The sequence below is a fragment of the Pseudopedobacter saltans DSM 12145 genome, assembly GCF_000190735.1.
Taxonomy (GTDB): domain Bacteria; phylum Bacteroidota; class Bacteroidia; order Sphingobacteriales; family Sphingobacteriaceae; genus Pseudopedobacter; species Pseudopedobacter saltans.
Genome location: NC_015177.1, coordinates 2,240,197 through 2,252,634 on the forward strand (window position 1 = coordinate 2,240,197; position 12,438 = coordinate 2,252,634).

Here is a 12,438-nt window from a genome sequence, read left to right on the forward strand (position 1 = left end):
AGATGTAGCTTTATAAATGATTTCAAAGTTATTTATTCTGGGTCTTTCTCCTCATTATGCTGGTCGTATTGCTGTTCGTCCTGAGGAAGATCAATGGTATTTGTTATTTTATGTTCGGCTTTCTTTCTAAAATCGTCCATTGAATATTGCTTTTTCTCAGGATTGGGATGTTTAAGTGTTTTCTTCGAATCGAATTCTTTTTCTGCAGCAATCTCATCCTGATTAGCCTCCTTTATTTTCTTTTCATTTTGATTTTTCATAGCAAGACACTTTATCTATCTATTATTAGCATATATAATGCCGATTGCTTAGCTATATAAAAGTAAATGGCCTAAAATGATTATATGCGACTATATTGCCTTTTAAAATAAAATAAACGCATTCTGTAAAAAATGCAAAATGCTCAAAATCAATCAAATTTATTTTCTAATTCCAAATATATATTAGTACCTTTGCCATCCCCAAAGCGGGGAAAAAGGAGATAAATTATTTAATGGCAAAAAAACAAGTAGCAGAAAAGGAGTTAAAAGCAAAAGAAGCAGAACTTCAAGACACTAAAGGTCGCGTAAAAGAGACGTTTGAATCAGAAGCTGATTCATTGTCAATCGACGACATCAAATCATCTAGCCGCCAAGCAGATCCAGCTGATTTTGATTGGGATGCAGATGACAAAGTTTTCGGTAACTACAGCCAATCCGAAAGAGAAAAACTAGAGCAATTGTACGCTGGTACTTTCAATTCTGTTGAAAAAGGCGAAATTATTGCTGGTACTGTTGTTACTATTAACAACAAAGACGTGGTATTAAACATCGGTTTCAAATCTGATGGTTTAGTTCCATTAAACGAATTCCGCGACATGCCAGAATTAAAAGTTGGTGATGTTGTAGACGTATTCGTAGAGCAAAGAGAAGATGCAAATGGCCAATTGGTTCTTTCTCGTAAGAGAGCGAAAACTCAACGCTCTTGGGAAATGATCAACGAGGCTTTAGAAAACGACACAATCATCAATGGTTTTGTTAAGAGCAGAACTAAAGGTGGTTTAATCGTTGATATTATGGGTGTTGAGGCATTCCTTCCAGGATCTCAAATCGACATCAAGCCTATCCGTGATTACGATATCTACGTAGGTAAAACTATGGAATTCAAAGTTGTTAAGATCAACCACGAATTCAAAAACGTTGTAGTTTCTCACAAAGTATTAATCGAGGACGACTTAGAATCACAAAAAGTTGAAATCGTTTCTAAACTAGAAAAAGGACAAGTATTAGAAGGTACTGTTAAAAACATCACTGATTTTGGTGTGTTCATCGATTTAGGTGGTGTAGACGGTTTACTTCACATTACAGATATCTCTTGGGGCCGTATCGAGCATCCAAAAGAAGTTCTTTCTTTAGATGAGAAAGTTAACGTTGTTGTTCTTGACTTTGATGACGAGAAAAAACGTATCGCTTTAGGTTTAAAACAATTAACTGCTCATCCTTGGGAATCTTTAGATACTGAATTAGGTATTGGTTCTAAAGTAAAAGGAAAAATCGTAACAGTTGCTGATTACGGTGCTTTCTTAGAAATCATCCCTGGTGTTGAAGGTTTAATCCACGTTTCTGAAATGTCTTGGTCTCAAAACTTGAGAAATCCTCAAGAATTTATGAAGATCGGTGACGAAATCGAAGCTGTTGTATTAACTTTAGACAGAGAAGAGCGTAAAATGTCTTTAGGCATTAAACAATTAACTCCTGATCCTTGGGAAAAAGCTGCTGAAAGATACCCTGTAGGAAGCAAACACAAAGCTGTTGTTAAAAACATGACTAACTTTGGTGTGTTTGTTGAAATCGAAGAAGGTATCGACGGTTTAATCCATATCTCTGACCTTTCTTGGTCTAAAAAAATCAACCACCCTAACGAATTCACTAAAGTTGGTGAAGAATTAGACGTGATTGTTTTAGAACTTGATGCAGAAAACAGAAAATTAAGCTTAGGTCACAAACAATTAGAAGAGAATCCTTGGGATACTTTCGAAACTATCTTCACTTTAGATTCTGTACACGAAGGAACTGTAACTAAAGTTACTGACAAGGGTGCTTTGGTAGCATTACCTTACGGTGTAGAAGGTTTTGTTCCTACAAAACATTTAGCTAAAGAAGATGGAACAAGCTTAAAAGTTGATGATGTTGCTGAGTTCAGAATTATTGAATTCAATAAAGACTCAAAAAGAATCGTTGTTTCTCACGCTCGTATCTGGGAAGAAGCTAAAGCTGAAGCTGTAGCTGAAGAAAAAGCTGCTAAGAAAAAAGAAGCTAAAGCATCAGATAACGCTGTGAAAAAAGTAAAAGATTCTGTTGAAAAATCTACTTTAGGCGACTTAGACGTATTAGCTCAATTAAAAGCTGATATGGAAGCTAAAAAATAATCTGAATTAATTTTATGATTATATAGGCCTCTCTGGAATTCCAGAGAGGCTTTTTTATTTCAATCTTTTTCAATTATTAATATAACTCTAATAATTTTAGGCTATTTTAGGGCAAAAACCTAAACAAAGTATGACCAAATATTTTACTCTTCTTTTTATATTTATAACCTATACAAGCTACTGCCAAACAAACTATAAAGAATCCAAAATCATTAATCTAACAGGAGATACAATAAAAGGATATATTGACTATAAAAATTGGAATAATAATCCGGAACAAATAAGATTCAAAGCAACTCCCTCCTCTCCATACGAGATATTACAACCGAAAGATATATTTTCATTTGAGGTTGAGAAAGAAAAATACCTTTCTGCTGATGTAGATGTATCTTATTCTCCATCGGATATAAACCGCATTAATAACAATTCACCCAAGCCGGAAACTAGAACAAAAACTGTATTTCTAAAAGTCCTTATTAATGGAGAAAAAAGCCTTTATTCTTTTAAAAGCAGTTCTTCCGAGGATAACTTCTACATTAAAAACAATGATAAATTCGAATTATTAATATATAAAAAATATGTAGAAGCAGAATCCTTTCAGATTCTCGAAAACCAGAAATATAGAAAGCAGATTTATGCATACCTGGAACATCCATTATCTTTGCAAGCTGCTATTGAAAAAGCACAATACTCGCCAAGCGGACTCCAATATATTTTTGAGTTATATTATAAACAAAAAGAGAAAAACACAGCCTATAAAAGTTCAAAAGACACTACTAAACTAACTTTTGGACCTACTATTGGCGGAATGCGGAGAAGCTATAATATCAAAGACGTAAGCTATTTTGTTCCAAAAATAACACCTACATTTGGTGTATTTTTAAACATAGCAATCCCCAGAAACTTTTATAAATTAAACTTCTACAACGATTTATTATTCGCTTACACAAAATACAAGGATGAGAAAGATTTGTATGAAAGTGGATTTCGAACGGCTACCTTAATAGATTCCTATAACTTTAAGGTTTCATCTCTAAAGTTGAGTAACTCTTTGAGATACATGTTTCATCAACAAGAAGATTTTGGAGTCTTTATTCAGGCCGGGATTACAAATTCATTTATTGTATCTATCAATAATGAGAAAACAAGATATACCAACAGATATGGAACCATTACTGAAGAAAAATTACCCGCCATACCGAATCTTAGAAACTATGAACAGGGATATATCTTCGGCATTGGTGCCAAAAAAGCCCACTATGCGCTTGATTTTCGCTTCGAGAAGACTAATGGAATATCTTCTACATACAAAAGCAATTTTAACTCATTTTATATTTTGGCTTGTTATTCTTTTTAATTGATGAGGTGTTTTTAGGAATGGCTAGTGGGTTAATTTGTACTGTTCTTACCTCGCCAGGGCTTAAGCGCAATCAAAGGATTTCTCTGTTAATAATTTCTATCATCAATACTTATTGTTACTACTCTATTTTCTTTCCCTCGCATAGAGCTTACCGCCCCCCAAATAGCTGGACAGGACCAGTTCGTTTTCAGAAAGTATTACAAAGATTCATCGTGTTTCTTTTTCAAAAAAGAAAAAAGAATATCAGCATCAATGATACAATACCGATAAAAATCAATAGAAATTAATGTATATATCAAGTCCCATAATCTTTGTCACTGCATCCTAGTATAATGCCTATACGAAGAATGAAAGTTAGTCCGCCTCATGGCCGGCGGCTGGTCTAGATACTTTTTTCAGAAAGTCTTTATATTTCTATATGGTCTTCAAGAATACTAAAGCATTTTGTCTTTGATACAAAAGTATCCAACCTGCCTTGCCGGCAGGCAGGAAAATCAAGGCGTATAATCTTTGTCGCTCCATCTAGATAAATCTTTAATGGCGCAATCCGGATATGTGTGTTCGCTACTGTTTTATGTTGCTTTCTGCAACACATTGGATTGCTTGTTTGTACTTATTGATTGTCTGTATACAAAGATTTATCTGATTTTACCCCGACGTAAAGTCGGGACAAGGTCTCCAAATCTTATAATGCCGAGTTCGAATCATTAAAAAAAAGTACAAGTCTGCAATGTTCATTGTAAAAATGGTTGTACTTAGAGACAAATTGCACAACCGAGCCTCTTTTGCCAAAGGGATGGGATTTCCTTCAGAGACTTACTCTCCCTGCTGTTATTATCATATAGCAATAGATAAAGTTCAATTGCTTCCTTTTGGAAAAAGTTGGTGCGATTTCATTTTTCCCTGAGCGTAAGGCTGGAGCTAAGGCCATAAAAGAAAATGTTTTTGTTTCTTTTTCAAAAAAGAAAAAGAATGTCAGCACCAAAAATGTTAATTGAATGCCTATGTGAAGCGTGAAGGATTTCCGTTTCGATAATTTGTGCCCAACGCGTTTTGAGAATAAAATAGCCCACCGTCTTCAATAGCCGGACGGGCCTAGTTCTTTTTTTCGAATAGAGTATATTGTTTTATATGGCTCTCAAGAATGCTAAAGCATTTTGTCTTGATACAAAAGAAACCAAAAAAATGAGGTATCGAGTTCATGACACAAAGCAACATCAGATCTTAGGCCTCAGCCCAACGAAATAATTAGCATACCCCTTACTATTAATAAGCAATGAACTTTCTACATTACTAAACTAAAATTTGGCTTCATATTGCATTTTTCCCTATTTTTGTCCAAATCAAAGAACTGATGCAGAATTTAACCCTTCTTGATGGTCAAAAATTTCAAATCACGATACAACGTCTTTGCCATCAGTTAATAGAAAACCATAACGACTTTTCAAACTCCGTAATCATTGGTATACAGCCAAGAGGGATTGCGCTTTCTAAAAGAATTGCCGAAGAATTGAAAAAAATCATGCCTAAAGCAGAGATTAATCACGGCAATCTGGATATTACATTCTACAGGGACGATTTCCGCAGAGGTGACTCTCCCCTGCTTCCTAACAGTACACAAATCGATTTTATTATTGAAGGTAAAAAGGTGATTTTAATCGACGATGTACTCTGGACGGGAAGAACCATCAGAGCCGCTATGGACGCAATGCTGGCTTTTGGCAGACCTGCAAAAGTAGAACTTTTGGTTTTGGTAGACAGAAGATACTCCAGACAATTACCTATAGAACCGGATTATATAGGTATAAAGGTGGACTCTATTTCATCGCAGAAAGTAGTAGTTAGCTGGAAAGAACTAGACACAGAAGATAAAGTAATTTTGATTTCAGATAATAAAAAATAGAAATGGCAGAGCTAGCACAAAGGTTAAGCACAAGACATCTTTTAGGAATTAAGGATCTAAACAAGAATGATATTGAGCTGATATTAGAAACTGCCGATACTTTTAAAGACGTTATCAACAGGCCGATAAAAAAAGTGCCTTCTTTAAGAGACATCACCATTGCAAATATCTTTTTCGAAAACTCGACAAGAACAAAACTATCTTTCGAGCTTGCTCAAAAAAGACTTTCTGCCGATATCATCAATTTTGCAGCATCAAGTTCTTCTGTAAGCAAAGGAGAAACACTTATTGATACGGTGAATAACATTTTATCTATGAAAGTGGATATGGTAGTTATGAGACATCCTTACCCAGGTGCAGGTATATTTCTAAGTAAACACATTGATGCTCAGATTGTAAACGCCGGAGATGGTGCACACGAACACCCTACCCAGGCTTTATTGGACGCTTTCTCTATAAGAGAAAAATATGGCGAAGTTGCAGGAAAAAAAGTAGTTATTGTAGGTGATATATTACATTCCAGAGTAGCTTTGTCGAATATTTTATGTCTGCAGAAACTAGGAGCTGAAGTGATGGTTTGCGGACCTACTACACTAATTCCTAAATACATCAACACATTAGGTGTAAAAGTAGAACACAATCTTAGAAAAGCTTTAAACTGGTGCGATGTAGCGAATATGCTTCGTATACAACTGGAAAGACAGGATATTAAATACTTCCCTTCACTTCGTGAGTATTCTATGATGTATGGACTGAATAAAGAGATATTGGATTCATTAGATAAAGAAATTACGGTAATGCATCCCGGTCCAATTAATAGGGGTGTCGAAATTACCAGCGATGTTGCCGACAGTAAGCAATCTATCATATTAAACCAGGTAGAAAACGGAGTTGCCGTAAGAATGGCGGTTCTTTATTTACTGGCCAGCCAGAAAGATTAAATTTTGCTTTTCAGCTACTGCTTATCTAATACAGCAAAAAACCAGTTTTAAAGTATAGGAAAATTATGGAGACAATTTCAGTCTCCATAATAATTTACGATTACAATCGCTGTTTGCTTTTATCACAATATTAAAACCAGTTTATTCCTCTCAATTCATCTTCAAATACTTATATCTTATAATCAGAAAAAATTTCTGTAAATTTGTATAAATCAAAAAAGTGAGTTATGGCAGCTTCAACTAAAAAAACAGAAAAGGAAACTATTCAAAAAACGGATATAAAAGAAACAAAAAACAAATCCAAAAAAGTCTCTAAAACCTGGTTAGCATTTCTTGAAATAGCAAAAAATCCCGGCGAAATATTAGATATGAAAGCCGTTTTGAAATAAATGGGGCGATACTTATTAGATACTAATATAATAGTATTTCTGGTATTAGGGGATTCAGATAGTATTTCCCATAATACTAAAATGATTTTGGGCGATTATTCCAATCAGCTTTATACAAATACAATTGTAGTATCAGAACTTATACAGTTATATCGAATAAAAAAAATAAAACCTAACAAATACAAAACAGCCACAGAGATAGTAGAGGGTATAGAAAAAGATCTTGACATCAAAATCCTCCCTTTTTCAAAAGAACATCTTTCCACGTTAGCTAAACTTACCATTGTAGAAGGACATAATGATCCTGCCGACCATGCTATCATATCACATGCTATAACAGAAAAACTAATATTGGTTTCCTCTGACAGAAAATTTTTACACTACATCAAACAAAATCTCCATTTTGTGTTTAATAAAAGATAATCAAAAATTCATTTAAATATATTATTTGCGTTAATATTTCGTTTAAAACGTGGATTACATATTTTTGTCTAAAATACAGTTACCTTTGGGTATAGAATTATTATCGATAGATTGCTTAAATACATTATGCTTAAGAAAATAACCCTAACTGCCTCTATTTTATATACCGCAATAAATCTGGAAGCGCAAACTCCTCTGCAATATCATATCAATGACAAATATAAAAATGCATTGGAATTGCTTGAAAAAGGCAAATATGCAACCGCTTCATCTTTATTCAGAGACGTAGAGAAGTTAAATTATACTACCTCTGAACAAGCTGACAATAGAGTTGATATTTCTGAAATCAAAATAAACGCACAATATTATAGGGCTTTGTGTGCTCTGGAGCTAAAAAATGATGATGCCATAGATCTTTTTCTAAGCTTTATCAGACAACATCCTGAGAGCGCAAAAACTAAACAAGCTTACTTTCAGGTTGGGAGATATTACTTTAGACAAGCCAATTATAAAGAAGCCTTAAATTGGTTTACTAAGGTAAGCACCATCGATATGTCGGGGGATGAAGCCATTGAATACAAATTCAAAACCGCTTACTCTTATTTCGAAGTCCAAAACTACGAAGATGCCAAGCCTCTTTTCAATATGGTGCAAGACACCAAATCTGATTATGCAGAACAGGCGACTTATTATTACGCTTATATCGCATATTTGGATAAAGACTATAAAGCGTCTCTAAAAAGCTTTGAAAAACTAAAAAACTCTAAAAATTACGAAAGAAGTTATCCGTATTATATTTCGGCAATTTACTTTTTAGATAAGCGTTATGACGATGTTATTGCTTATGCTATTCCTATCTTAAATACTACTCAGCAACAATATGAAACACAAATGTTCAGAATTGTTGCAGCATCTTATTTCGCAAAGGAAGATTATGCAAATGCAGCTAAGTATTACGAGAAGTTTATCGCTAACGACGGAGGTAAAAGCCAAAACAATCAGGACTCGTATCAAATTGGTTATACTTACTACAAGCTAAAAAAGTATGATAAGGCGGTAGAGCAATTGATTAAATTAAATGCAGATCTTAATGCACACAGTCAATTTGGTTTCTACACACTTGGAGATTCCTACTTGAAGACTTTGAATAAACAAGGTGCAAGAAATGCGTTTTTAGAAAGTTCTAAGATGAACTTTGATGCGGATATTCAGGAAGACGCATTATTCAATTTTGCGAAACTTTCTTACGAATTGGAATTTCACAATATCGCATTGGATGCAGCGAAAACTTATTTAAAGAATTACCCCCGTTCTCCAAAATTAAATGAGGCCAAAACCTTATTAGCGAACATCCTTCTAAATACCAAAAATTACAGAGAAGCAATTGACATATTAGAAGGTATAAAAAATAAAGACGAGGACGCAAAAGAGGCTTATCAAAAGGTAACCTATTTTAGAGCTTTAGAATTCTATAATGAAAGGGCTTTTGAAAACGCTATTGGAATGTTCTTAAAATCAAACACCTACCCTATTGATCCGGAGGTACATGCTTTAGCTACGTATTGGTGTGCAGAGTCTATGTATGAGGTGAGGAAATATGGCGAGTCTGTAAATTACTTCGAGAATTTCTTAAAAATGCCTGCCTCGAGGAAAACTGACCTATACAATTATGCCAATTATGCTTTAGGTTATGCTGCTTTAGAAGGAGAAAATTATGGTAAAGCTGCAACATATCTGGACAAATTCTTAAAAGGTAATGAGAAGGATCAATCTACTATTAACGATGCCACATTGAGATTGGCCGACGCTTATTTCGGTTCTAAAAATTACGGAGCGGCACTTTCTTATTATAATCGTATTATTGCTTCGAAAACCAGCAGCGAGGATTATGCATTATTCCAAAGAGGTGTAATTGAAGGTTTGATGAATCAACCTGATACAAAAATTGCAACCCTGCAATCTTTGTTGAATAAATTCCCTAACTCCAATTATGCTGATGATGCCGGTTTTGAAATTGCCTATACTTATTTCTTAATTGGACAAGGTGAAAAATCACGTTCGGACCTTGTCGCTTTAATTGAAAAATATCCACGTAGTTCTTACGTACCAAGAGCGCTTGTTACCATCGGTTTGGTTTATTATGACCAACAAAATGATGCGGCTGCGCTGGATGCATTCAAAAAAGTGGTTAGCGAATATAAATCAACAGACGAGGCACAACAAGCTATAAAACTTATAGAACGCATTTATATCGATTCTGGAAATGCTACCGGATTCATTGACTACGCAAATACGACTTCCATAGGTAACTACACTGTTGCTGAACAGGACAACATCATGTTTCAGGCTGCAAATGCCAGATACTTAAGAGGTGACTGGAACGGCGCTGTTGAATCTATTAATGCCTATTTTGATAAATTCCCTAAAGCAATTCAGGACAAACAGGCTAAGTTCATCAGAGCAGAAAGTTATAAAAACCTGGGTAAATATGCTCCGGCTATTATAGATTATGAATATATTCTAAATGATTGGACCAGTGAATATACCGAAAGAGCGCTGATGAGTATCTCTTCTATTTACCTAAAAAACAAACAGTACAACGAAGCTATTGTACACCTTAAAAAGTTAGAAATCGCATCGGAATATAAAGCAAACTACCAATATGCCATCAACAATTTAATGAAAGCATATGAAGGTTTAGTTGTTCCGGATGAGGTTCTGAAATATGCTAAGATTATTCGTGAGTACGAAAAGTCGTCTGAACAGGATAAAGATCTGGCTACTTTATATGCAGGAAAGGCGTACCTAATAAAAGGCGAAAATGCCGCTGCGCAAAAAGAATTCGATGCTTTGGTTAAAAAATCTAAAACTGTTGAGGCTGCAGAAGCGAAGTATTTAATCGCAAAAATCGAGTATGAGAAAAAAGACTATAAGGCTTCTCAGAAAACTTGTTTTGATTTGATTAATAATATGCCTAATTACGACTATTGGGTAGCAAAAAGCTTCCTTTTGCTGGCAGACAACTATGTCGCCCTGAAAGATACTTTCCAGGCAAAAAGCACTTTACAAAGTATTATCGATAATTACGAAGGAAACGATGACATTTTACCGGAAGCAAAAGAGAAGTTACAAAAACTAAATAGCGGAAAGTAAGAGATTAGAGACGAGAAAACGGGCAAGGTTTGTTGCTCAAATTAATAAAGCAGAAAAATTTTATAGGTTCTCCGGACAAATAGGAAACAGATAAAAAAACGAAAAACAGATGAAACTATCATATAATTTAAATCGTTACTTATTATTGTGCTTACTAGGTGTAAATACTTCTTTATTTGCACAGGTAAAAACAGAGGAAAAGAAACCACAGGAAGAAAAACCAAAAGCAGCAGTTACGGAAGAAGTTGAAGTGGTTAGATCTTACAAACCTATTCTTGCAGATGCGGTAAAGATTAGAAGAAATCCTGATCTTAATGAAAAGAAGGTATTCAATCCGAAAGTAAAATACAATCCTATAGATAAAAAGTTAGAGCTGGATTCGGAAATTGGCGCATTAGAAGCTCAAAAACTGATAAAGCAAGACGAAGAAACCCTGTACAATAACTTTGCTAAGTTCGGTATGGGAAATCTTGGCAGTACACTGGGTGCACTACATATTGGAACAGATAGAGACGAGGCATTACAAGCTGGGTTTAACTTTAACCATTGGGCCAATAGTAATGGTACTTTAAATAAGCAAAAGATGTCCGAGCAATCGATTGGTGCTTATGGAAGAAGTATTGGCGATAATATTGTGCTGGACGGAAAGTTGAACTATAACCGTCGAAGCAATTATTTTTATGGTGTAAACCCTGAAGATGCCAATTTTAATTTAGACCCTAAAAAACAAAGATTTAATCTTTTTGAAGGAGATGGCTTAATTTACAACCGAATTGACCCTAATGACATGGATAAGTTTGCATATGCAGCTAAAATAAACGGCTATATATTCAACAATATCTTCGAAGGAAAAGAAACAGGTGTCGCACTTTCAGGTGGTTTAAGTAAAAACCTTAACAAATTCCAAATAGGTGCAAACGGTTTATTGGATTTCACTACTAGTAAAGATTTTGCTTACTCTTTAGACAATCATATTTTTAAAGTCAACCCTTTTATTAAGTTGGATGGAGAGAAATTTAAACTTACGGCGGGAATCAACTATATTGCAGAATTCGGAACGAATTCCAATTCGAATCTTTTCCCTAATGCCAGTATAGATTTTTCATTGGTAAAGAATTATCTTGGATTATTTGCGAAACTTGATGGTAATGTAAATAAAACCAGGTTGAAAGATTTAAGCTATGTAAATCCTTTCATCAATGAAAATATTGATATCAGAAATCAGATTGAAAAATTCAATATTTCGGGAGGTATTAAGGGGACACTCGCTGCAAATATTGGATACAAAGCTTATATCAGCTATAAAAATATAGATAATTTCGCCTATTTCGTAAACGATACTACGCGTAGGGAAACTTTCAATCTGGAATATGAATCGGGCAATACCAGTGTATTTGGCATTACCGGTGAACTTAACATCAAATTTTCTGACATTGCCAGAATTGACAGTAAACTGGAGCTGAATCAGTACACACTGAAACATGAGCTGAATGCATGGCAACATCCTTCTGCTAAATTGACTACTAATGCTTCTTTTAAAATAGCTAAGAAGGTGAAGTTAGATGCTGATTTATATTTTCAAGGCCCTACAAAAGCAAAGTTGTATGAACCAGATCCAACATCTTCTACGGTTCCAGCTCCTTTGATTGGAAATATCAAGACATTAAAGTCATTTGCAGACCTTGGTGTTGGTGCAGAATATCTTTATAATAAACGGATTAGTGCATTTTTAAGAGTAAATAACCTGTTCAATTCGGATTATCAAAGATATTTGTATTATCCTAGTTACGGATTTAACATTCTTGGTGGTATCAGTTACGGATTTTAAAAGCATTTTTTTTCGTTATATAAAAAAGCTATTT

10 protein-coding genes are annotated in these 12,438 nt (G+C 34.5%); 9 read left to right on the forward strand and 1 reads right to left on the reverse strand.

Annotation, left to right across the window (positions count from 1 at the left end; genetic code table 11):
- Nucleotides 1-32 precede the first annotated feature (32 nt).
- Entirely contained in the window at nucleotides 33-260 is a 228-nt protein-coding gene (locus PEDSA_RS09555) for a hypothetical protein (protein ID WP_013632951.1), read from the reverse strand.
- 233 nt (nucleotides 261-493) lie between these two features.
- Between PEDSA_RS09555 and rpsA the strand changes: the two genes are divergently transcribed.
- From rpsA to PEDSA_RS09590, 9 genes are all read left to right on the forward strand, one after another.
- Nucleotides 494-2,407 carry a 30S ribosomal protein S1 gene (rpsA, locus tag PEDSA_RS09560; RefSeq protein ID WP_013632952.1) on the forward strand — a complete coding sequence of 638 codons (1,914 nt, stop codon included), beginning with the start codon at nucleotides 494-496 and terminating at the stop codon, nucleotides 2,405-2,407.
- 130 nt (nucleotides 2,408-2,537) lie between these two features.
- Nucleotides 2,538-3,764, forward strand: a complete 1,227-nt coding sequence (locus PEDSA_RS09565; protein ID WP_013632953.1) for a hypothetical protein — start codon at nucleotides 2,538-2,540, stop codon at nucleotides 3,762-3,764.
- Nucleotides 3,765-4,639: 875 nt separating this feature from the next.
- A complete protein-coding gene (locus tag PEDSA_RS20510) occupies nucleotides 4,640-4,765 on the forward strand; it encodes a hypothetical protein (RefSeq protein WP_281015313.1) in 126 nt (41 codons plus the stop codon).
- Nucleotides 4,766-5,121: 356 nt separating this feature from the next.
- Complete coding sequence (gene pyrR / locus PEDSA_RS09570) at nucleotides 5,122-5,670, forward strand: bifunctional pyr operon transcriptional regulator/uracil phosphoribosyltransferase PyrR (RefSeq protein WP_013632954.1); 549 nt, start codon at nucleotides 5,122-5,124, stop codon at nucleotides 5,668-5,670.
- Nucleotides 5,671-5,672: 2 nt separating this feature from the next.
- On the forward strand, nucleotides 5,673-6,611 hold the full coding sequence (locus tag PEDSA_RS09575) for an aspartate carbamoyltransferase catalytic subunit (RefSeq protein ID WP_013632955.1): 939 nt from the start codon (nucleotides 5,673-5,675) through the stop codon (nucleotides 6,609-6,611).
- 227 nt (nucleotides 6,612-6,838) lie between these two features.
- Entirely contained in the window at nucleotides 6,839-7,000 is a 162-nt protein-coding gene (locus tag PEDSA_RS20290) for a hypothetical protein (RefSeq protein WP_013632956.1), read from the forward strand.
- Complete coding sequence (locus PEDSA_RS19870) at nucleotides 7,001-7,423, forward strand: type II toxin-antitoxin system VapC family toxin (RefSeq protein ID WP_013632957.1); 423 nt, start codon at nucleotides 7,001-7,003, stop codon at nucleotides 7,421-7,423.
- 126 nt (nucleotides 7,424-7,549) lie between these two features.
- Nucleotides 7,550-10,576: a tetratricopeptide repeat protein gene (locus PEDSA_RS09585; protein ID WP_013632958.1), complete on the forward strand. Its 3,027-nt coding sequence runs from the start codon at nucleotides 7,550-7,552 to the stop codon at nucleotides 10,574-10,576.
- A gap of 109 nt (nucleotides 10,577-10,685) precedes the next feature.
- Complete coding sequence (locus tag PEDSA_RS09590) at nucleotides 10,686-12,404, forward strand: TonB-dependent receptor (RefSeq protein WP_013632959.1); 1,719 nt, start codon at nucleotides 10,686-10,688, stop codon at nucleotides 12,402-12,404.
- Nucleotides 12,405-12,438 lie beyond the last annotated feature (34 nt).